Annotated in this window: 21 protein-coding genes; 16 read left to right on the top strand and 5 right to left on the bottom strand. The window is 68.7% G+C overall.

What is annotated here, in order from left to right:
• The first annotated feature begins 112 nt into the window (after nucleotides 1–112).
• From OG817_RS05640 to OG817_RS05655, 4 genes are all read left to right on the top strand, one after another.
• Nucleotides 113–1,327 (top strand): acetyl-CoA C-acetyltransferase, encoded by a 1,215-nt coding sequence (locus OG817_RS05640; protein ID WP_406052610.1) that lies wholly within the window; start codon nucleotides 113–115, stop codon nucleotides 1,325–1,327.
• Entirely contained in the window at nucleotides 1,327–2,283 is a 957-nt protein-coding gene (gene meaB / locus OG817_RS05645; RefSeq protein ID WP_360440439.1) for a methylmalonyl Co-A mutase-associated GTPase MeaB, read from the top strand. The genes OG817_RS05640 and meaB overlap by 1 nt, the downstream gene beginning before the upstream one ends.
• 294 nt (nucleotides 2,284–2,577) lie before the next feature.
• Nucleotides 2,578–2,736: a hypothetical protein gene (locus OG817_RS05650; RefSeq protein ID WP_360440442.1), complete on the top strand. Its 159-nt coding sequence runs from the start codon at nucleotides 2,578–2,580 to the stop codon at nucleotides 2,734–2,736.
• Nucleotides 2,737–2,844: 108 nt separating this feature from the next.
• Nucleotides 2,845–3,561, top strand: coding sequence for a PH domain-containing protein (locus tag OG817_RS05655; RefSeq protein ID WP_406052613.1), 717 nt, complete (start codon nucleotides 2,845–2,847; stop codon nucleotides 3,559–3,561).
• A gap of 2 nt (nucleotides 3,562–3,563) precedes the next feature.
• Here the strand turns inward: OG817_RS05655 and OG817_RS05660 are convergent, their stop codons facing one another.
• From OG817_RS05660 to OG817_RS05675, 4 genes are all read right to left on the bottom strand, one after another.
• Complete coding sequence (locus OG817_RS05660; RefSeq protein WP_406052614.1) at nucleotides 3,564–4,796, bottom strand: RNA polymerase sigma factor; 1,233 nt, start codon at nucleotides 4,794–4,796, stop codon at nucleotides 3,564–3,566.
• A gap of 11 nt (nucleotides 4,797–4,807) precedes the next feature.
• Nucleotides 4,808–5,155, bottom strand: a complete 348-nt coding sequence (locus OG817_RS05665; protein ID WP_131355674.1) for a YciI family protein — start codon at nucleotides 5,153–5,155, stop codon at nucleotides 4,808–4,810.
• A gap of 82 nt (nucleotides 5,156–5,237) precedes the next feature.
• The gene (locus tag OG817_RS05670) at nucleotides 5,238–5,984 is read right to left on the bottom strand and encodes a maleylpyruvate isomerase family mycothiol-dependent enzyme (RefSeq protein ID WP_406052616.1); all 747 of its coding nucleotides are present in this window, start codon (nucleotides 5,982–5,984) and stop codon (nucleotides 5,238–5,240) included.
• A 31-nt stretch (nucleotides 5,985–6,015) separates the two neighbouring features.
• Complete coding sequence (locus OG817_RS05675; RefSeq protein ID WP_396393899.1) at nucleotides 6,016–6,462, bottom strand: DUF4231 domain-containing protein; 447 nt, start codon at nucleotides 6,460–6,462, stop codon at nucleotides 6,016–6,018.
• Nucleotides 6,463–6,494: 32 nt separating this feature from the next.
• Between OG817_RS05675 and OG817_RS05680 the strand changes: the two genes are divergently transcribed.
• The 8 genes from OG817_RS05680 to OG817_RS05715 all read left to right on the top strand — a co-directional run bounded on the left by OG817_RS05680 (nucleotide 6,495) and on the right by OG817_RS05715 (nucleotide 15,571).
• The gene (locus OG817_RS05680) at nucleotides 6,495–6,998 is read left to right on the top strand and encodes a MarR family winged helix-turn-helix transcriptional regulator (RefSeq protein WP_396393900.1); all 504 of its coding nucleotides are present in this window, start codon (nucleotides 6,495–6,497) and stop codon (nucleotides 6,996–6,998) included.
• 173 nt (nucleotides 6,999–7,171) lie between these two features.
• The gene (locus OG817_RS05685) at nucleotides 7,172–8,767 is read left to right on the top strand and encodes an ABC transporter substrate-binding protein (RefSeq protein WP_406052618.1); all 1,596 of its coding nucleotides are present in this window, start codon (nucleotides 7,172–7,174) and stop codon (nucleotides 8,765–8,767) included.
• Nucleotides 8,767–10,137, top strand: a complete 1,371-nt coding sequence (locus OG817_RS05690; protein WP_406052620.1) for a M14 family zinc carboxypeptidase — start codon at nucleotides 8,767–8,769, stop codon at nucleotides 10,135–10,137. Before OG817_RS05685 ends, OG817_RS05690 begins: the two co-directional genes overlap by 1 nt.
• Complete coding sequence (locus OG817_RS05695) at nucleotides 10,137–11,063, top strand: ABC transporter permease (RefSeq protein WP_406052622.1); 927 nt, start codon at nucleotides 10,137–10,139, stop codon at nucleotides 11,061–11,063. The genes OG817_RS05690 and OG817_RS05695 overlap by 1 nt, the downstream gene beginning before the upstream one ends.
• Nucleotides 11,056–11,949, top strand: a complete 894-nt coding sequence (locus OG817_RS05700; RefSeq protein ID WP_406052624.1) for an ABC transporter permease — start codon at nucleotides 11,056–11,058, stop codon at nucleotides 11,947–11,949. The genes OG817_RS05695 and OG817_RS05700 overlap by 8 nt, the downstream gene beginning before the upstream one ends.
• A complete protein-coding gene (locus OG817_RS05705) occupies nucleotides 11,950–13,413 on the top strand; it encodes a serine hydrolase domain-containing protein (RefSeq protein ID WP_406052625.1) in 1,464 nt (487 codons plus the stop codon).
• Nucleotides 13,410–13,940 (top strand): GbsR/MarR family transcriptional regulator, encoded by a 531-nt coding sequence (locus OG817_RS05710; protein ID WP_406052627.1) that lies wholly within the window; start codon nucleotides 13,410–13,412, stop codon nucleotides 13,938–13,940. The genes OG817_RS05705 and OG817_RS05710 overlap by 4 nt, the downstream gene beginning before the upstream one ends.
• Complete coding sequence (locus OG817_RS05715; protein WP_406052628.1) at nucleotides 13,937–15,571, top strand: dipeptide ABC transporter ATP-binding protein; 1,635 nt, start codon at nucleotides 13,937–13,939, stop codon at nucleotides 15,569–15,571. Before OG817_RS05710 ends, OG817_RS05715 begins: the two co-directional genes overlap by 4 nt.
• A gap of 27 nt (nucleotides 15,572–15,598) precedes the next feature.
• Here OG817_RS05715 and OG817_RS05720 read toward each other — a convergent pair whose 3' ends face one another.
• On the bottom strand, nucleotides 15,599–16,063 hold the full coding sequence (locus OG817_RS05720) for a hypothetical protein (protein ID WP_406052630.1): 465 nt from the start codon (nucleotides 16,061–16,063) through the stop codon (nucleotides 15,599–15,601).
• 116 nt (nucleotides 16,064–16,179) lie between these two features.
• On the opposite strand from OG817_RS05720, the gene OG817_RS05725 reads away from it, so the two are divergent.
• The 4 genes from OG817_RS05725 to OG817_RS05740 all read left to right on the top strand — a co-directional run bounded on the left by OG817_RS05725 (nucleotide 16,180) and on the right by OG817_RS05740 (nucleotide 21,595).
• Nucleotides 16,180–17,853 (top strand): methylmalonyl-CoA mutase, encoded by a 1,674-nt coding sequence (locus OG817_RS05725; protein ID WP_406052632.1) that lies wholly within the window; start codon nucleotides 16,180–16,182, stop codon nucleotides 17,851–17,853.
• A 43-nt stretch (nucleotides 17,854–17,896) separates the two neighbouring features.
• Nucleotides 17,897–19,594, top strand: a complete 1,698-nt coding sequence (locus tag OG817_RS05730) for an NAD-binding protein (protein WP_406052634.1) — start codon at nucleotides 17,897–17,899, stop codon at nucleotides 19,592–19,594.
• Nucleotides 19,595–19,658: 64 nt separating this feature from the next.
• Complete coding sequence (locus OG817_RS05735; RefSeq protein ID WP_396393910.1) at nucleotides 19,659–20,600, top strand: co-chaperone YbbN; 942 nt, start codon at nucleotides 19,659–19,661, stop codon at nucleotides 20,598–20,600.
• A gap of 107 nt (nucleotides 20,601–20,707) precedes the next feature.
• Nucleotides 20,708–21,595 (top strand): MurR/RpiR family transcriptional regulator, encoded by an 888-nt coding sequence (locus OG817_RS05740; RefSeq protein ID WP_396393911.1) that lies wholly within the window; start codon nucleotides 20,708–20,710, stop codon nucleotides 21,593–21,595.
• Nucleotide 21,596 lies beyond the last annotated feature (1 nt).

The raw sequence follows: 21,596 nt of genomic DNA on the forward strand, positions 1-21,596 counted from the left end.
GCCAGAGTGGCGCAGCCGGCGGCCGGAATCCATGGAAAGTGGCAGAGCTGACACGACGCGTGTGACTTGATCGACAGCGGCGTACCAGTGCGGTCGCAGGTATCGTGACAACATGTCTGACGCCACCCGTAGTTCAGCGAACACCACTGTCATAGTCGCCGGCGCGCGGACCCCGGTCGGGCGGCTGCTGGGTGGCCTCAAAGGCTTCACCGGCGCCGACCTCGGCGGGTTCGCGATCAAGGGCGCACTGGAGAAGGCCGGCGTCGCGCCGGACCAGGTCGAGTACGTGATCATGGGCCAGGTGCTGCAGGCCGGCGCCGGTCAGATCGCCGCCCGGCAGGCCGCGGTCAAGGCCGGCATCGCTATGAACGTCCCGGCCATCACCATCAACAAGGTCTGCCTGTCCGGCCTGAACGCGATCGCGCTCGCCAGTCAGCTGATCCGTGCCGGTGAGTACGACATCGTCGTCGCCGGCGGGATGGAGTCGATGACGAACGCGCCACACCTGCTGCCGAAGTCCCGCGAGGGGTTCAAGTACGGCGACACCACCCTGGTCGACTCGATGGCGTACGACGGGTTGTGGGACGCGTTCACCGACCAGCCGATGGGGGCGCTCACCGACCAGGCCAACAACGAGGGCCTGAAGCTCAGCCGCGAGGAGCAGGACGAGTTCGCCGTGCGCTCGCACCAGCGGGCCGCCGAGGGCTGGAAGAACGGTCTGTTCGCCGACGAGGTGATCCCGGTCGAGGTGCCGCAGCGCAAGGGCGACCCGATCGTGGTCGACAGCGACGAAGGCGTTCGCAGTGACACCTCCGTGGAGGCGCTGGCCAGGTTGCGTCCGGCCTTCGGCAAGGACGGCACGATCACGGCCGGGTCGTCGTCGCCGATCTCCGACGGCGGCTGCGCCGTGGTGGTGATGAGCAAGGCGAAGGCCGAGGAGCTCGGGTTGAGCTGGATCGCCGAGATCGGCGCCCACAGCTCGGTGGCCGGGCCGGACTCGACGCTGCAGAGCCAGCCCGCGCACGCGATCGCGAAGGCCTGCCAGAAGGAAGGCATCGAGCCGGCCGCGCTCGACCTGATCGAGATCAACGAGGCGTTCGCCTCGGTCGGGATCGCGTCCACGCGGGAGCTGAAGGTCGATCCGGACAAGGTCAACGTGAACGGCGGCGCGATCGCGGTCGGACACCCGATCGGGATGTCCGGTGCCCGCCTGGTCCTGCACCTCGCGCTCGAGCTGGGCCGGCGCGGCGGTGGCGTCGGCGCGGCCGCACTGTGCGGTGGCGGTGGCCAGGGCGACGCGCTCATCGTCCGGGTCCCGAAGAGCTGATGCCGCGCCGGACCGCACCGGTCTCGGAGCTGGTCGAGCGGGCCCGGGAGGGTGACTCCCGGGCCGTCGCCCGGCTGATCTCACTGGTCGAGGACGAATCGCCGTTGCTGCGTGAGGTGATGGCGGCCCTGTCGCCGTACGCCGGTCATGCGCACATCGTCGGCATCACGGGCTCACCCGGCGTCGGGAAGTCCACGTCGACGTCGGCGCTCGTCACGGCGTACCGGGAGACCGGGAAGCGGGTCGGTGTGCTCGCGGTCGACCCGTCGTCACCGTTCTCCGGTGGTGCGCTGCTCGGGGACCGGGTGCGGATGCAGGACCACGCGACCGACTCCGGGGTGTTCATCCGGTCGATGGCCTCGCGTGGGCATCTCGGTGGACTGGCCTGGTCGACCCCGCAGGCGTTGCGGGTGCTCGACGCGGCCGGGTACGACGTCGTCCTGGTGGAGACCGTCGGCGTCGGCCAGTCCGAGGTGGAGATCGCCGGGATGGCGGACACGACCCTCATCCTGCTGGCGCCGGGGATGGGTGACGGGATCCAGGCGGCGAAGGCCGGCATCCTCGAGGTCGGCGACATCTACGTGGTGAACAAGGCCGATCGGGACGGCGTGCAGAACGTCACCCGCGACCTGCGGCACATGCTCGCGCTGGCCGAACGGCCCGAAGGCGCCTGGTCGCCGCCGATCCTGAAGACCGTTGCCTCGCGCAACGAAGGGGTCGACGAGGTGGTGGCGGCGATCGAGGATCGGCTGGCCTGGATGAGGTCCAACGGCGTCCTGGACGAACGGCGCCGGAGCCGGGCCCGGGACGAGATCGAGGCGATCGCGATGACCGCTCTGCGGTCGCGGTTCGCGCACCTGCACGGCGACGCGCGGCTCGACGTACTGGCCGCCAAGGTCGCCGAGGGCAACACCGACCCGTACACGGCCGCGGACGAGTTGATCGCGGCGCTCTGATCAACGCCACGTGCAACATTCGACCACGGACTGTCACATTGTGTCTTTCCCTGGCGTTCATCCAATGGTTGTTCCGAAATCGGGCAAACTCCGCAGGATTTCCGGAGTACGGTGCGATGGACGTCTCACGGCGGCGCGCCGGTGGGTGCCATGCCCCCGAATCCGTTACAGAATGGACCTTGTAGCTGGTGAGCATTGTGCGGTGGGCTGTGTTCAGTCAGTGACAATTGGTGACGGTCCGTGATACAAACTCAAACACAGTCGACCGAGTGGTTGCGAACGAGGAGTGGTGACATGCCGAAGAAGCTGTTGATCTGGTCGGTCATCGCCTTTGCCGCCTTCTATCTGTTCACTCAGCCAGCGAACGCCGCCGATGCGGTGGGAGGCGCGTTCTCCGCTATCGGCGACGCGTTCTCGAGTGTGATCACCTTCTTGACCGCGCTGTTCAGCTGATCTGCACTCCGAGTGTCCCGTTACGAGCAATCGTGCGGGACACTTGGCTGTAGGGGCCGCGGAGCGGCCGGCTGCGATGGCCAGAGAGGGTGGTAGGGGAGTGAGTGGATGGCCGGCATAGGCCTGTTCCGGATCTTCGACCCGAAGGTCCGCAAGCACCTGATCGCGGACGAGGGCGAGGTCGTCATCGACGAGGTCCGGCAGCACTGGGTGGTGTATTCGGTGCCGATGCTCGAGGTCGCGCTGGCGACCGCCCTGCTGATCGCGATGGTGACCACGCCGATCGGCGGCCAGCCCATCGTGCTGGCGCTCGTGCTGGTGCTGCTCTCGCATGCCTTCTGGCAGTTCCTCACCCACCATCGGGACCGGTTCGTGGTCACCAACATGCGGGTCATGCGGATCCGTGGCGTCTTCTCCCAGACCGTCGCGACGACTCCGATCGCGCGGGTCCTCGACATCACCCTGAAGAAGCCGAGCATCGGCCGGATCCTCGGGTACGGCCACTTCGTGTTCGAGTCCGCGGCGCAGGACCAGGGCTTCCGCGAGATCAGGTGGGTCAGCCGTCCCGACGACCGTGACCTGACCATCCAGCGCGTCATCCAGCGCACCGGTCTGCGCGCGTCGGCCAGCGTCGACGTGGTGGAGGGCGACGACGACTCCGACGACGACGGCACCGGTCCGATCGGGATGGACTCCGCGCAGGAGATCACCACCACGGTGCCCGCACCCGCGCCGGCGCGGCGCAGTGGTCCGCCACCCTCCTCGGGTTCGGCGTCGAAGTCGATCTTCAACAGCGAGCGCGGCAACTGGACCGACGAGGACTGAGATCAGTCCGCCGCGGCTCGGAAGAGTTCGAGGCGACGCTCGCGATGGCGTCGTTCGGCGTCGGTCGACGGACCTGCCAGCGCCTTGGTGAGTTCCTCGACTGCTTCGTCGTACCGGTGGTCGCGAGCCAATAGCTCGGCGCGGACGGCGTGCCGGCGTGGGCTGGGCGTGAGCTCGCTGAGCACAGCGAGTCCCGCTGTGGTGCCTTGTGCTTCGGCGGCCGCGACCGCGCGGCCCAGGTCGGCTGCCGGGCTGGGCGCGACCGACACGAGGAGCTCGTACAGGCGGAGGATCTCCGTCCAGTCGGTGGTGTCGTAGCTGGGTGCGCGGGCGTGCTCGGCCGCGATGGCGGCCTGGAGTTGGTAGGCGTCCGCCTGCTGGTTCGAGCGCAGGAGCGAGTCGTTGAGAAGGTCGATCCCGCGGGCGATCGCGGCGTTGTCCCAGCGGCCGCGGTCTTGCTGGTCGAGCGTGACGACCTCACCCTCGGCGTCCAGGCGGGCAGGCCGGCGCGCCTCGGTGAGCAGCAGCAGTGCGAGTACGGCGGTCGGCATCGGCTGCTCGGGTAGCAGCTCGTGCAGGAGCTCTGCCAATCTGATCGCCTCCGCGCAGACGTCGACGTCGTACGCCGTCTGGCCTTCGACCGGAGCGTGGCCGGAGGTGTAGAGGCTGTGGACGACGCCACAGACTGCGGGCAGGCGCTCGGGGAGTTCGGCCTCGGGCGGCACCCGGTACGGGATGCGGGCGGCGGCGATCTTCTGCCGCGCCCGGGTGAGGCGCTTCGCGGTCGCGGCCTCGGTGGTGAGCATGACGCCGGCGATCTGCGTGGGCGACAGTCCGCACAAGGTGCGCAAGGCCAACGCGACCCGGGTCGGTGGTGAGAGCGCAGGGTGGCAGCAGGTGAAGATCAGCCGCAGGAGGTCGTCCTGGACGACGTCGGCCGGGACGATGTCGGTGCGGCCGAGCTCGATCAGCTGGGTGCTGTCACGTTCTTTGTCGGCGCGCGCCCGTTCGCGCCGGATGATGTCGATCGCCTTGCGCCGGGCGGTGACGGTCAGCCAGGCGCGCGGCTCGGGCGGTACGCCGGTCACCGGCCAGGCGCCGAGGGCCGCCAGGGTGGCCTCCTGGACGGCGTCCTCGGCGAGTTGCACGTCGCCGACGGTCCGGATCAGCGTCGCGAGGATGCGTGTCCCCTCGACCCGGACCGTCTCGGCCACCGCATCGTGCCCTGGCTCCATCGCCGGAGTCTTCAGCGGGCCCGGATCACCGGGCGCACCTCGACCGCGCCGTTCCAGGCCGACGGGATCTGCTGGGCGATCGCGATCGCCGCCTCCAGGTCCTCGGCCTCGACCAGGTAGTAGCCGGTCAGTGCTTCCTTCGTCTCGGCGTACGGCCCGTCGGTGGTGACGACCTTCCCGCCGCGAGCGCCCTCCACCCGTACGACGGTCGCCGTACTGGTCGGATGGAGCACCGCGCTGGCCGTGATCAGGCCGGCGTTCTCGTCCTGGAACCGCCGGTACTCCGCGAGTTCCTCGGCCTGCTCAGGTGCGAACCAGTCCACGTCCGCGCTGTAAACGAGCGCCAGGTACTGCGCCATCAGCCCACTCCTTTCCGTGCTTCAGGATCCACTGTGGTCCCTCGGCAAGTGAACGAACAGCAACCCGCGAACAGGACATCCGTCAGCGAGTGGCCTCCGCGACCCGCGCACGGAACTCCTGTACGACGCTCGCCTCGCCGGCGGTCTGGATCGCGGAAGCGTCGGCTCGGCCCCACAACCACAGGAACACCGCGTCGGGTGGACCGAAGATCTCGGCGGCCGCGTCGCCCTGGGCGCCCTGCTGCACGGTGACGCTGGTGCTGTCCGCGCTGATCGTCCAGGTGCGGCCCTCGGCGGTGACCCGAACGGTCGCGTCGAGTGGGTGAGCGGTGTCGCCCTCCTCCCACCACGGTCCACCGAGGTTCGGGAACAGCAATTCGTCGATACCGTCGAGCGCCAGTTCGGCGGCGATCGGTGTGACCACGTCATGCGCCTGCTCGACGTCGATCCGGTGCACGACACTCTCCAGCGCCATTCGCCGGTACCAGAACCCCGAGGTGGCGTCGTCCGGCCTGAACGTCCAGGTCTCCAGCGACGTACCGGCCTTCTCCAACGCGGCCACGATCGCCGCGAGTGCCTCGTCGTACCACTCGAACGTGTCCCGTGCGTCGAAGTCCGGCGGCCACGGGTCGGGCAGCGCGCCGAGCCGCAGCACCTCCACCTTTTGCACATACACCAGCGCCACGTGCCGCAGTACGGACTCCACGGTCCACCCCGGACAACTGGGCACCGGCGCTTCCAGCCCCATCCGTCCGACTTCCCCCAGCCGAGCACCCTCACTCCGCACGTGCCCCAGATAGAACTCGGCCTGCTCCGTCGACAACGTCATACCCGGACCCTCCCAGACCCCACAGACACTTTCAGACGCTCCGTTGCTTGAGCGCTTCTTCCCAGTCGGCTGTCTCGGTGTGGCTGATCTCCACCACGCGTTCGGTCAGCAGTTTGGCCGGATCCTCGGCGGTCGTGTACCGGCCGGCCCGCTGGACGTACAACCAGGCTTCGTTCCGCAGGTCCTCGGCGGTACGGCGGTAGGTCGGATACGAGTCCTTGAACCCGAACAGCGTCCGGACCCCCTCGGCCAGCGCGATCAGGGCGCCGAGCGACGGGGCGAGCCAGATGGGCGCGCTGATCGCGACCGAGATCGCGACGAACAGAGCCGCGACGAGCTGGACGGTGCCCAGCCCTCGGTACGCGACACGGGCTTGGTTGGCTTGGTGGTGATACCAGCGGAAGCGGAGGCTGATCAACTGCTCCGCGGGCGCGTCGGTGCCGAGCGCCGGGAAGTCCGAATCTCTGAGTCTGGCCATGGTGTGCCTAGTGTCCAGCTAACCTTCGGCTCATGGCGAGGAAGAGGGCGTTGCCGTTCGATCCGATCGACGAGGCGTCGCGGCAGTGGCGGCGGCGCTGGGGTGCGGTCGAGCAGATGCGGGCCGTCACGTCGCTGATGCGGGCGCAGCAGATCGTCATCGGGGAACTGGACGACATCCTTCGCAAGCACGGACTGACGTTCGCGCGGTTCGAGGCGCTGGTGCTGCTCACGTTCTCGCGGCGCGGGTCGCTGCCGCTGGGGAAGATGGGGGAGCGGCTGCAGGTCCACCCGACGTCGGTCACGTCGATCGTCCGCCGGCTGGAGGCCGCCGGGCTGGTGACCCGGACCCCACACCCGGACGACGGCCGGGCGGTGCTGTGCGAGATCACTCAGGACGGACGGGACCTGGTCGAGCGGGCCACCGCCGACCTCGTCGCCGCCGACTTCGCCCTCAGCGGACTCAGCGACGAGCAGCTCAAGATGCTCTGGTCGGTGCTCGAACCGCTCCGCCACAACGCCGGCGACTTCAGCTGATCGACGCTTGAACCCTGCCTCAACCAGGTCTTGCCCAGTGTTACGTCCGCGCTAAGAGTTCATTTCATACTGAAACTTCCCAAGTTTCCCTATTGCGCTACAAGCTCAGGGCATCCAGGATCGGGGGAACACAGTCGGCCCGCCCTGCGGCCGCGGAAGTAGCTGGAGGACCCATGAAGCGCCGTACTGTCCGGGTGACCGCCGTCCTGCTCGCCGGCGCCCTCACGCTGTCAGGCTGTTCCGGCGGCGGTTCCGCCTCCCCGGCCGACGGAGTCAGGTCGGTCTCGTTCGCCGTCGACGACCCGGTCACGCTGAACCCGGGCCGTCAGACCATCGCCTTCGCACAGGACAAGGTGCTGTTCTCCGCGCTCACCTACATGAAGAGCGACGGCAGCCTGACCTACCTGAACGCCGAGTCGGTGAAGTCGACCGACGCCGTGCACTGGACCGTCAAGCTGCGCCCGGGCTGGACCTTCCACAACGGCGAGAAGGTCACCGCGGAGAGCTACGTGAAGGCGTGGAACACGGTCGCCTACGGCCCGAACGCCTGGGAGAACAGCGGCCAACTCGTCAACATCGCCGGGTACGACGCCCTCAACCCGGCCAAGGGCGCGCCGAAGACCAAGGAGCTGTCCGGCCTCAAGGTGGTCGACGAGCTCACCTTCACGGTCACGCTGAAGAGCCCCGACGGGCAGTTCCCGACCCAGTTGTCGCAGGCACAGACCGGGTTCTTCCCGATGCCCGAGGCGGCGTACAAGGATCTCGACGGCTACGGCAAGAAGCCGATCGGCAACGGGCCGTTCGAGATGGACGGCAGCTACACCGAGAACGAGCCGATGACGGTCAAGGCCTTCGCCAACTACCAGGGCCCGAAGCCGAGCATCGACGAGATCGTGTTCAAGCCGTACACCGACATGACCACGGCCTACACCGACGTCCAGGCCGGCAACACCGACATCATCTTCGTCCCGGCGGCCCGGATGGCGCAGGTGAAGAAGGACTTCGGCGACCGTGCGTACGTCTTCGAGGGCCTCGGTATGAACTACCTCGGACTGCCGCTGTGGGACAGGCGCTATTCCGATGTCCGGGTGCGCGAAGCGATCTCGATGGCGATCGACCGCCAGGCCGTCAGCAATGTGATCTACGGCGGCATCTGGACGCCCGCCACCGCGCTGACCCCGCCGGGCGAGCCGGGTACGCCGAAGGGCCTCTGCGGTGAGCTGTGCACGTTCAACCCCACCAAGGCCAAGCAGTTGCTGGCCGAGGCGGGCGGCTTCAGCGGCAAGATGGAGATCCGCTACCCGGGTGGTGCCGGGCTCGACGACCTCTACAACGCCTACGCCAACCAGTTCCGGCAGAACCTCGGTATCAAGGACGTCACCGCGACGCCCACCACCGACTTCCCGGAGTTCCAGAAGCTGCGTAACGAGAAGAAGCTGAGCGGCCCGTACTTCTCCCGCTGGGGCGCTCTCTACGCGAGCCAGCAGAACACGCTGCGGTCCTTCTACACCAAGGCCGGCGGCTGCGTGAACTGCATCCCCTACTACACCCCGCAGGTCGAGCAGTTGCTGGCCAAGGCGGACGCGCAGGTCGATCCGCAGAAGGCGATCGAGGGGTACGTCGACGTCCAGAAGGCGATCATCAAGGACTTCCCGGCCCTGCCGATGTTCTTCGAGAAGTACACCTACGCCACTTCGGACCGGATCGCCAAGCTGGCCGAGGGCGCGGGCAGCCTGGAACTCGAGAACACCACCCTGGCGGATAGTTGATGACGGCAACCAGCCCGCTCCGGGAGATCCTGGAGCGGGCCCACCGCGTGCCCGACCTGGACCACTTCCCGGGCGTCGACGAGATCACCGAGCGCCTCGACGAGTTGGCCGGCCGTCACCCGGACCTGGTCACCAGTCGCAGGATCGGTACGTCGCGCCTCGGCGACCCGATCACGATGTACTCGATCGGCACCGGCCCCGACGAGGCGCTCGTGTACGCCGGGGTGCACCCGAACGAACCGATCGGCTTCTGGACCGCGATCCGGCTGGCCGAGGATCTCTGCGCCGACGAGGATCTCCGCGGCGGCTGCCGCTGGAACATCATCGGCTGCATCGACCCCGATGGCACCCGCCTGAACGAGGGCTGGTTCGACGGTCCGTTCAACCGGGTGAACTGCCTCGAGCACTTCTACCGCCCGGCCCCGGCCGAGCAGGTCGAGTGGTCGTTCCCGTTCCAGTACAAGAACGCGTACTTCGACCAGGTGATGCCCGAGGCGTTCGCGCTGATGCGGGTGATCGACGAGCTCGAGCCGGTGGTCGCCGTCTCCTTGCACAACACCGAGGTCGGTGGCGTGTACTACTACGTCACCCGTGAGCTCGGCGGTTTCGTCGACGAGTTGCACGCGATCACCGCCTCGTTCGGGCTGCCACTCGATCTCGGTGAGCCCGAGACTCCGGTTGCGCGGCCGCTCGGTCCGGCGGTCTACGAGATGATCTCGGCCAAGGCGACGTACGACTACACCGAGAGCCTCGGGCTGACGCCGTACTCGTCGTCGGGTGGGTCGTCGGCGGAGTACGCCGAGCGGCACGGGACGGTCAGCCTGGTCGCCGAGCTGCCGTACTGGACGCATCCCGCGAACGACGACCAGACGCCGAGCGACGCGTCGTACCGCGACGTGCTGGCCCGGATGGCCGATGCCCTCGGCAAGGATCTCGACGCGATGATCGAGATCTTCGACGCGGCCCGCCCGTACCTGTCCGACGACTCGCAACTGGTCCGGGCGACCGACGCCTTCCTCCCGTATCTGGCCAAGCGGCCGGTACGCGACCGGCTCCGGGCGGAGAAGGAGGACCCCGCGCGGATGGCGACGGTCGCGGAGGCCTTCGGGCTGACCGATGTGCACCGGTCGTTCCGGCTGAGGTTCGGCGGCATGCTGCTTCGCTCGCTCGAGGGCGAGATCGCGCGGGGGAGTGCGGCCGCCGTACTGCACCCACTGAGCCGGCGGATGCGTGAGCTCTACCGGGAGTGGCAGGCCGAGGCCGCCGCCCTCGACCAGGAGCTGCGGACCGTCCCGATCAAGGACCTCGTCGGAGTCCAGTACGCCGCCACCCTCACGCTGCTGAACGCCGTACGGCGGGAGGCGGGCTGATGCTGCGCTTCACCGTCCGACGGGTGATCGAACTCGTGCTGGTGTTCTTCGGCGTCACGTTCGCCATCTATGCGGCCGTGTTCGCGCTGCCCGGCGACCCGATCTCCAGCCTGGGGGGCGATCAGCCGCTGTCCCCGGCGGTGGTCGAGCGGATCCGCGAGCTCTACCACCTGAACGATCCGCTCTGGTCGCAGTACCTGCGCTATCTCGGTCATCTGCTGACCGGCGACCTGGGTGTCGACTTCCGCGGCCGGTCGGTGGCGGAGCGACTGGCGACGCGGTGGCCGGTGACGATCCGGCTCGCGCTGACCGCGTGGGTGATCCAGGTCGTGATCGGCGTCGGCCTCGGCCTGATCGCCGGGTTGCGGAAGAACACCTGGATCGACCGCGGCGTACTGATCCTGACGATCCTGATCACCTCGGTGCCGATCTTCGTGATGGCGGTGACCGCGCAACTGGTGTTCGGCGTGAAGCTGTCGTTGCTGCCGATCGCCGGGGTGACCGACGGCTGGCCGTTGTCGTACTTGCTACCGGCGACCGTGCTGGCGTTGTACGGGCTGGCTGCGGTGGCCCGGCTGACCCGGGGGAGCGTGGTCGACACGATGAGTTCGGACTTCGTCCGGGCGCTGTGGGCCAAGGGCCTGACCCGGCGCCGGGTGGTCGGCATCCATGTACTGCGGAACTCGTCGATCCCGGTGCTGACCTATCTGGCGATCGACCTGGGCGCGTTGCTCGGCGGCGCTGTGGTGACCGAGGGAATCTTCAACCTGCCCGGCGTCGGTCAGTTGCTGTTCCAGTCGATCCGGGTGCACGAGGGTCCGACCGTGGTCGGCATCGCGACCGCGCTGATCCTGATCTTCCTGCTCACCAGCGTGGTCGTCGATCTGCTCAACTCGCTGCTCGACCCGAGGATCCGCCATGACTGACCAGGTGCTGGTGCAGACGGTCGAGGAGGACACCCTCGCCGGGCGCGGGGTCTGGGCGACCGTCCGGCGCCGCGTGTTGTTCTGGCTGCCGTTGACCGTGCTCGCCGTACTCCTGTTGCTCACGCTGTTCCCGGGTTGGGTCGGCGGGTGGTTCGGCACCCCGGATCCGCGTGCGTGCGACATCTCGGCGAGTGCTCGTCCGTCGTCGCACGGGCATCCGTTCGGTCAGGACCTGCAGGGCTGCGACGTGTACGCAAACGTCGTCCACGGCGCTCGCGCGTCGCTGGCGGTCGGCCTGATGTGCACGCTGGTCGCGCTCGTCATCGCCGTCGGAGTCGGCACCATCGCCGGGTACGTCGGTGGTTGGGCCGACTCGGTGCTGGCCCGGCTGACCGATGTCTTCCTCGGCTTCCCGTTCCTGCTCGGGGCGATCGTCGTACTGAACAGTCTCGGCAAGCGGTCGGTCCTGTCGGTCGCGCTGGTGCTCGCGTTGTTCTCCTGGCCGGCGCTGGCCCGGATGGTGCGTACGACGGTCCGCGCGACCCGGGACGCGGAGTACGTGCAAGCAGCGAAGGCCATGGGGTTCCCGACCAGCCGCATTCTCAGTCACTATGTGTTGCCGAACTCGATCGGTCCGGTGCTCGCGGTCGCCACCCTGACCGTCGGGGGCGTGATCGTCGCGGAGTCGACGCTGACGTTCCTCGGCCTCGGCCTGCGGGCGCCGTCGATCTCGTGGGGCCTGCAACTCGCCACCGCGCAGTCCAGGTTCCAGCAGGCACCGCACACCTTGATCTACCCGGGCATCTTCCTCGCCGCGACTGTACTGAGCCTGATCACCCTCGGCGACGTACTCCGCGACGCGGTCAACCCGAAGGGACGCTCCTGAATGACCACCCACGACAGAACGGACGCCGCCTTGTCCTCGTATGACCTCACCACCGCTCGTGAAGCCGCTCCCGCGATCGAGAGCTGGCTGGAGTACCAGCGCCGCTACCTGCGAACGCCGGGAGTCCAGGCGGCGATCCGGGTCGGTGACGAGATCGTCCTGTCGACCGCCCTGGGGAACAGTGACGAGGTGGCCGGGACGCCGCTGCGGACCGACCATCTGTTCCGGATCGCGTCGCACTCGAAGACCTTCACCGCGACCTCGATCCTGCAGTTGGTCGAGCAGGGCAAGGTCCGCCTCGACGACCCGATCGACGCGCACGTGCCCGAGCTGGCCGGTAGTGCGCTGGCGCCGGTCACCGTGCGCGAGCTGCTCGGCCACCAGGGCGGCGTGATCCGCGACGGCGTCGACAAGGACTACTGGCAGCTGATGGATCCGTTCCCGGACCGCGAGGCGCTGGTGGAACTGTGCCTGAGCCACGGCCAGGTGTTCGAGCCGAACGAGCACTTCAAGTACACGAACATCGGCTACTCGCTGCTCGGCCTGGTGATCGAGTCCGCGAGCGGGCTCTCGTACGGCGATTACGTCGCCGCCAGCATCACCGGTCGGCTCGGCCTGGCGAACACCGGCGCGGAGTGGGACCCGGAACGAGCCAGTGAGTACGCCGGTGGTCACACCGGGCTGCTGGACGGCTCCGACGTACGCGAGACCATCCCGCACGTCGACACCCGGGCGATGGCCGCGGCCACCGGCTTCTACTCGACCGCCGAGGACCTCACGTCGTACGGCGCCGCGCACTTCTTCGGAGCGGATCAGCTGCTGACCGACGCGAGCAAGCGGCTGCTGCAGCGCGACGAGAGCCTGGTCAACGCGCACGGCCGCGAGATCGGCCGGTACGGGCTGGGCCTGGACATCGTGAAGGTCGGCGACCGCCGACTGGTCGGCCACAGCGGCGGGTATCCGGGCCACATCACCCGGACCTTCATCGACCCGGTCGACCAGATCGTCGTATCGGTGCTCACCAACTGCATCGGCGGCCCGGCCGGCATCCTCGCGACCGGCGTGGTCAAGCTGCTCGACCTGGCGGCCAATGCTCCCGCCGGCTCCGCGGTGCCGAGCGATATCGACGGGCGCCGGTTCTGCGGCAACTTCGCGAACCTGATGGGTGTGATGAGCATCGCGCTGCTGGGTGGCCGGCTGGTCGCGTTCTTCCCGGCCGCGCCGGATCCGGTTGACAGCTACGAGGAGCTCCAGGTCATCGACGAGAACACGCTGGCCGTCGTACCGGCGGCCGGGTTCGGGTCGATCGGCGAGAAGGTGGAGTTCACCTGGGACGCGGACGGACAGCCCGAGGTCGTCCGGTACGGCGGGAGCTCGCGGTGGCCGGTCGAGGTGTTCCGGGCGCGCCGGTCGGCGCAGATCGCGGACGCCGAGGTGCACGTTGAGGCCAGGAGGTCGTCATGACGGATGACAAGCCGGTCGACGACGAGGCCTGGGAGGAGGACCCGCGCCGCGCGGAGTTCGTCGAGCAGTTCGCCCTGCTCAGAGAGCTGGCCGGCTCGCCGCGGATGGAGGGCCGGGTGCTCGGCTACCTGATGATCAGCAACAAGCCGTTCGTCTCGTCGGCCGAGTTGGCCCGGGCGCTGTCGGCCAGCGCGGGCTCGATCTCGAGTACGACGCGGCGGCTGATCGATCTCGGGTTCATCGCGCGGCACGCCGTACCGGGGGATCGCAGTCACTACTTCAAGGTCGAGGACGACGTCTGGGGGAGCTTCCTGGCCGGCGAGCGCAAGTCCCTCGGCAAGCAACGGCAGGTCTTCGAGGACATGCTCGCCGATCTGCCCGAAGGTATGACCGGTCCGCGAAAGCGGCTGCGGAACGCGCGCAACTACTTCGAGTGGCTGGCGACGTACCACCGCAAGATGCTGGTGGACTGGCAGGAGTACAAGGACAAACTCGACGCTGGGTCCGATCAAGGGGAGGGTGAGTGACGGGCGACGTCCTGCGGTTCGAGGACCTGACCGTCGACTTCACCGTCGGCGGTACGACGCACCGCGCGGTGGACCAGGTGAGTTTCGCAGTCCGGCCGGGCGAGGTACTCGCGGTCGTGGGGGAGTCCGGATCGGGCAAGAGCGTCACCTCGCTGGCGGCGCTCGGGCTGCTGCCGTCCAACGCGACTGTCGGCGGTCGGATCAGCTTCGGCGGCGATGACGTGCTGTCGATGTCGCGGGCGGAGCTGACGACGTTGCGCGGCCGGCGGATCGCGATGATCTTCCAGGATCCGGTCGGCGCGCTGGACCCGGTGTTCACGATCGGGTCGCAGCTGATCGAGATGATCCGGGCGCACCACCCGGCGCTGTCTCGCGGGCGGGCCCGGGAGCGGGCGATCGAGCTGCTCCGGATGGTCGAGATCCCCGAGCCCGAGTCGCGGTTGAAGTACTACCCGCACCAGCTGTCCGGCGGTCAGTGCCAACGGGTGATGATCGCGATCGCGGTCGCCTGTGACCCCGAGCTGCTGATCGCGGACGAGCCGACCACCGCGCTGGATGTGACCGTCCAGCAGGAGGTGCTCGACGTACTGCTCGCGATGCGGTCGGAGATCTCCGGGGCGATCATGATCATCACCCACGACATGGGCGTGGTCGCGGACGTGGCCGACCGCGTCGTTGTCATGCGCAAGGGGTCGGTGGTCGAGACGGCCGACGTACACGAGCTGTTCGACCGGCCGACCCAGCCGTACACGCGGGCGCTGCTCGACGCGGTGCCGCGCGGTGGTCTGCGCGACGACAAGCCGTCCGGACCGACGGACGGTACGCCGGCCCTGTCGGTCGAGGATCTCGTGGTCGAGTACCGCGGCCGGCGCGGCAAGACGGTCCTTGCGGTGGATCACGTGAACCTGGCGCTCAACCCCGGCGAGATCACCGGTCTGGTGGGCGAGTCCGGGTCGGGGAAGTCGACCATCGGGAAGTCCGTGCTCGGCCTCGCACCGATCACCTCGGGCGAGGTCCGGGTCGATGGTCAGGCGCTCACCACCGCGTCCTCCTCGGTCGCGCGTCAGACCCGGTCCCGGATCGGCGTGGTGTTCCAGAACCCGGCCGGCTCACTGAACCCGCGCGCCACGATCGGTCAGTCCATCGGCGAACCACTCGCCGTACATCGCGGCGTACGGGGCGCTGAGCTGCGTGGACGGGTCGAGGAACTGCTGGACAGCGTCGAGCTGCCGCGTGGATGGGCCGGGCGGTATCCGCACGAGCTGTCCGGCGGTCAGCGGCAGCGCGTGTCGATCGCGAGGGCGATCTCGCTCGATCCCGGGCTGTTGATCGCGGACGAACCCACGTCGGCACTCGACGTGTCCGTACAGGCGACGGTGCTCGAGCTGCTCCGGTCGCTGCAGGACCGGCTGCATTTCGCCTGCTTGTTCATCAGCCACGACCTCGCGGTGGTCGATCAGGTCTGCGACCGGGTCGCCGTGATGAGCCACGGCAAGCTGGTCGAACAAGGCACCCGCGAAGCTGTCCTGCGCGCACCCCAGGACCCGTACACGATCCGCCTGCTGGAAGCGGCGCCCGTCCCGGATCCCCGCGAACAGGCCAACCGCCGCTCCCTACGCCTGGCCGGCTAGCACCGGCGGAGGCCTACTCGTCGCCGGCTAGCGCGGGGAAGGCCTGGCTGCGCTCCTGCTCGAGTCCGGCCTGGCGCTCCGCTTCGGCACGTTCCTCCGCAGTGGGTGGAGGCGGTTGCTGTCGTGGCCGGCGTCCATACCGGTTCCGCAGTACCGCACCCGGTAGTCGGTCTCGGCCAGGTCCAGCGGCTGCTGCCACTCGCCGGCCCAGCCGACGAGCGCGGTGGTCGCGCCGACCGGCGTGTACGACGCCTCGACGATCTCCTCCCAGGCGTCGTCGACCGGTGGTTCGGAGTCGTGCAGCTCGACCGAGAAGCCGACGTCGCCGGTGTGCAGGCCGGTGATCAGGAACAGCGCCCCGGGCACCGCCGCACCGCACAGCCCGTTCTGCTGGCCGGCGAAGGACGCGCCCAGGTCCGACACGAACTCGTGGCTCTGGACGTACAGCTGGCCGTAGTGCACCCCGACCGGTCCGGTCGTCAACGTCCGCACGGAATCCCTCCCCAGGTCCTGGCGCGCATCATCTCGCCGGATCGGGGTCAGTCGGGGAATTGGAAATAGTTGGACGTCCTAGTATTTTGGAACCAGTCCCCTAGGAGGTCTGACTGATGGATGCCGAGCAGATCGCGGCCGGCCGGAGCCGGTGGCAGCAGCGGTACGACGCGGCGCGCAAGCGGGAGGCGGATTTCACCACACTCTCCGGTACCGAGGTCGCGCCGGTGTACGGACCTCCCGAGGGTGTCGACGACCCGCGGATGGAGCGGATCGGCTGGCCGGGGGAGTTCCCGTTCACCCGTGGCCTGTACCCGACCGGCTACCGCGGCCGCACCTGGACGATCCGCCAGTTCGCCGGCTTCGGCAACGCCGAGCAGACCAACGAGCGGTACAAGATGATCCTGAACGGCGGTGGCGGCGGCCTGTCCGTCGCGTTCGACATGCCGACGCTGATGGGCCGCGACTCCGACGACGCGAAGGCGCTCGGCGAGGTCGGGCACTGTGGTGTCGCGATCGACTCGGCCGCCGACATGGACCGGCTGTTCAAGGACATCCCGCTGCAGGACGTCACGACCTCGATGACGATCTCCGGCCCCGCCGTACCGGCGTTCGTGATGTACCTGGTCTCCGCCGAGCGGCAGGGCGCGGACATCACCAAGCTCAACGGGACGCTGCAGACCGACATCTTCAAGGAGTACATCGCTCAGAAGGAGTGGCTGTTCCCACCGGAACCGCACCTGCGCCTGATCGGTGACCTGATGGAGTACTGCGCCGAGCGCATCCCGGCGTACAAGCCACTCAGCGTCTCCGGCTACCACATCCGCGAGGCCGGTTCGACGGCCGGGCAGGAGCTGGCGTACACGCTGGCCGACGGGTTCGGGTACGTCGAGCTCGGGCTGTCCCGCGGACTCGACATCGACGTGTTCGCGCCGGGCCTGTCGTTCTTCTTCGACAGCCACCTGGACTTCTTCGAGGAGATCGCGAAGTTCCGCGCCGCCCGCCGGATCTGGGCGCGCTGGCTGCGCGATGTGTACGGCGCTCGCACCGACAAGGCCCTGTCGCTGCGGTTCCACACCCAGACCGCCGGGGTGTCGCTGACGGCCCAGCAGCCGTACAACAACGTCGTACGGACGGCTGTCGAGGCGCTGGCCGCCATCCTCGGCGGGACGAACTCGCTGCACACCAACGCGTTGGACGAGACGCTCGCGCTGCCGAGCGAGGAGTCGGCCGAGATCGCGCTGCGCACTCAGTCGGTGCTGATGGAGGAGGTCGGCGTCACCAACGTCGCCGACCCGCTCGGCGGATCCTGGTTCGTCGAGGCGCTCACCGACAAGATCGAGGCCGAGGCCGAGGAGATCTTCGAGCGGATCAAGGAGATGAGCCCGGACGGCTCGATGACCGGCGGCATCCTGCGCGGGATCGAGGACGGCTGGTTCATGGGCGAGATCGCCGACGCCGCCTTCGAGTACCAGCAGAAGCTGGAGAAGGGCGAGAAGAAGATCGTCGGCGTGAACACGCTGACGGACACCGTCTCCGGCGAGCTGGAGATCCTCCGGGTCAGCCACGAGGTCGAGGTCGAGCAGTGCCGGGTGCTCGCGGAACGCAAGTCGCACCGTGACGAGGACCGCGTCCGGCGTACGCTAACGGCTCTGGTGGAGGCGGCCAGGAGTACTGGCAACCTGATCGAGCCCATGCTGGAGGCGGCGCGTGCGGAGGCCACGATGGGGGAAATCTGTCACGTTCTTCGGGACGAGTGGGGCGAGTACCGAGAGCCCGCCCGCTTCTGACGAGAGTTCCTCCTCCGACTCGGGCCTGGCGGATCCCGGCGGATTGGGATCGCAGGCCCGGGAGGCGATCGGCCCGGCGGACGGGCGTGGTGTGGTCGTGTGTGGCTCGGACCGCACCATGCTGCGGGTCGTCACCGAGCTGGTGAGCTCCGGCGAGCGGGTGATCGCGGTCGTCAACCCGGCGTCGCGGCACTACGACCGGATCAGTGAGCTCGGCGCGCAGGTGATGGGTGTCCGGGTCATCAGCGAGTCGCTGCTGCGCCGGGCCGGGGTCGACGCTCAGGACGGCAACGCCTCGACTGCGCGGGCCCTGGTGCTGCTGGACACCGATGACGTTCACAACGTGCACACCGCGCTGACCGCTCGCGACATGGATCCCCATCTGCGCATCATCGTGCAGATGGTGAACCCGCGACTGGGCAAGCAGTTGCACAGCCTGCTCGGAGACTGCGTGGTGATCTCCGGACCGTCGCTGGCCGCGCCCGCGTTCGTCTCCGACGCACTCGAGGACGACGAGCTCACCTGGCTCGAGATCGGTGGCCGGCGCCTGGTCGCCGGTCAGGCCGACCTGATCCGGCAGCCGCATCTGACCGTGCTCGCCGACACAACGTCGTCCGCGACACCGGAACTGCTGCCGATCTCGAGCTCCGATCCGAGCGGTGACATCGTGCTCGGCACCGGCATTCGCAGCGTCTGGCGGACCAGGGACGTACGGCGGGCCGGCTGGCTGATGGCGGCCGGCGACATCTTCGATCGGCGAGTACGGCGGATCGCCGCGGTGATGGCGTTGCTCGTGGTGGCCGGGACCGTGCTGACGCATTTCATCGCGAAGGTCGAGTGGCTGCGGGCTGTCTATCTTGCCGCCGGTGCGGTGACGTCGGCGGGGATCGAGGACGACACGTTCTCCGAGGCGGCGCCGTGGGCGAAGGTCGCGGCCGTCGTGGTTCAGTTGACCGGGATCGTGCTGGTGGCTCTGCTGACCGCGGTCATCGTCGACTCGCTGATCGGTGCGCGACTGTCGCGGGTGATCGGCGGGGTCCGCGGCCGGCCGCGCAACCATGTGGTCGTCTGCGGCCTCGGGACGGTCGGCGCGCGAGTGCTGGAGATCTTGGCCGAGCGGGGCGTCGCGGTGGTCGGCGTCGAGCATGACGAGGACGCGCCCGGCGTACAGACCGCGCATCGGCTGCGGATCCCGGTGGTGATCGGCGACAGCAGCAACGAGGAGACCCTGCGGTCGGCCGGGGTGCAGCGATGTCTGTCCGTGCTCGCGCTCACCGACGGCGACATCACGAATCTGGAATCGGCGATGGTCGTCCGCGACCTGAACCCGGACGCCCGGATCACCATGCGGATGTTCGACCACGACCTGGCGCAGCGGGTCGAGCGCCGGCTCGGGCTCGGCCACAGCCGGTCGGTGTCGATGCTGGTCGCCCCGGCGATCGCCGCGGCCGCCGCGAACCGGCGCAGCCAGGTGACGGTCCCCGCCGGTCGCCGGGTTCTGCTGCTCACCGAGGTCACCGTCGAGCCGGGCTCGGTCGCCGTCGGCCTGCGACTGAGCGAGCTGGACGAGGAAGGCGGATTGCGGGTGCTCGCGCGCCAGGACGATGGCCCGTGGGACTGGAAACCGGCGTCCGGCAAACTGCTCCGAGGCGGTGACCGGCTCGCCGTGGCGGGCACCCGGAGTGGGCTCGCCAGACTGCTGCTGGCGACCCGGGCACGACACGGTTCCACCGCGTCGTAGAGGATGGACCTGTGAACGTACGCAGTGAGCGCCAACTTGGCGCGACCGGAATGCGAGGGCAGTGGTGAGTCAGTCGAACTTCTCCCGTCCTGGGGCGATCGATCTGTCGTCCCTGCGCAAGCCCGCGGCCCCGCCGCCCGGCTCCGGTGGTGGCGCACCGGCGGGCGGTGGCGGAGCGTCGGGGGCGTATGTGCTGAACGTCAGCGAGGCGACCTTCCAGTCCGATGTGATCGAGCGGTCCATCCAGTCACCGGTGGTGGTCGAGTTCTGGTCGCCGCGGTCGGAGGCGTCGATCGCGCTCGGCCCAGTGCTGGCCCAGCTGTCGACCGAGTACGCCGGCAAGTTCCTGCTGGCCCGGATCGACGTCGACGCGAACCCACAGCTGGCGCAGGCGGTCGGCGTACAGTCGGTGCCGCTGGTGATCGCCGTACTGCGGGGTCAGGTGGTTCCGCTGTTCCAGGGCCCTCTGGGTGACCCGGAGGTGCGTGGGTACCTCGACCAGCTGCTCACGGTGGCGGTCGCGAACGGCATCAGCGGGCGGGCCGATCCCGTCGGACCCGCGGCACCTTCGGTGGAGGACGAGGAGGAGCCGCCGCCGAATCCGCGGTACGAGAAGGCTGAGGACGCGGTCGGTGCCGGTGACCTGGACGGCGCGATCGCGGCGTACGAGGAGCTGCTGAAGGAGACGCCGGCCGACGCCGAGGCGAAGTCGGGCCTGGCCCGGGTGCAGCTGGTCAAGCGCACCCAGGACGTGCCCGCCGACCTGCGGACGCGCGCGGCCGACAACCCGACGGACATCGAGGCGCAGCAGTTGGTGGCCGATGTCGATCTCATGGGCGGGCACGTCGACGACGCGTTCAACCGGCTGATCAGCACCATCCAGGCGACCTCGGGCGACGAGCGGAACGCGGTCCGGCTGCACCTGCTCGAGCTCTTCGAGGTCGTCGGCGCGGACGACGACCGGGTGATCAAGGCGCGGCGGCGGTTGATGGCTGCGTTGTTCTGACTTTTGCTTGTCGACAGACCCCCTCGGCCCTCGTGGCTGAGGGGGTCTTGTCTTTGCCCGGTGTGAACTCTTGCAATTCGTTGTTGGATGCTCTGAGAATAATTCACATGACCAGCGCCGTCGCCGCGACGCCACCGCCGAGCCTCGAGGCCCGGATCCATGGACTGCTGCCGGCGCTCAGTCCGGTACAGGCCCGGATCGCGACCGAGGTACTGCGGGATCCGGCAGCGGTGGCGTCGTCGACGATCGGGCAGTTGGCGGCCCGGTGCGGTACGTCGCTGCCGAGCGTCACCCGGTTCTGCCTTGCGCTCGGCCTGTCCGGGTACGCCGAGCTGCGGCTGGCGCTCGCGGCCGAGAGCGGGCGGAGCAGTCTGAGCTGGGAGCGGGGGACTGGCGCCGAGGTCGGGCCGGATGACTCGCTGGACGACGTACTGCGGACGCTGTTGCGAGCCGACACTCGCGCACTCGAGGACACGGTCGCGTCGCTCGACGTCGACGCCCTCGGTCGCGCCGTCGAAGCAATCTCCAACGCCCGCCGAATCGACATGTACGCCGTCTCCGGCTCCGCGTCCGTCGCCGAGGACCTCCGCCTGCGCTTGCACCGGATCGGCCGCGGCGCCAACACCTGGAGCGACGTACACAACGCACTCACCAGCGCGGCGCTGCTCGGAGCCGGGGATGTTGCCGTAGGCATCTCGCACAGCGGCGAAACGGTCGAGGTCCTCGAGCCACTGGAACGAGCCGGCCGCCAAGGCGCCACGACCGTTGCCATCACCAACTATCCGCGCTCGCCCCTGGCCCGGACCGCCGACATCGTCCTCGTCACCTCCGCCCGAGACGTCACCTTCCGCACCGGCGGTCTCTCCGGCCGACACGCCCAGATGATCGTGCTGGACGCTCTGTACCTCGGTGTCGCTCAACGCGACTACCCGCTGGCCGAACAAGCCTTCGACGCCACCAGCGAAGCCGTCTCCACCCATCGCCGCCGCCCCTGAT

The organism is Kribbella sp. NBC_00889 (assembly GCF_045207705.1).
Taxonomy (GTDB): domain Bacteria; phylum Actinomycetota; class Actinomycetes; order Propionibacteriales; family Kribbellaceae; genus Kribbella.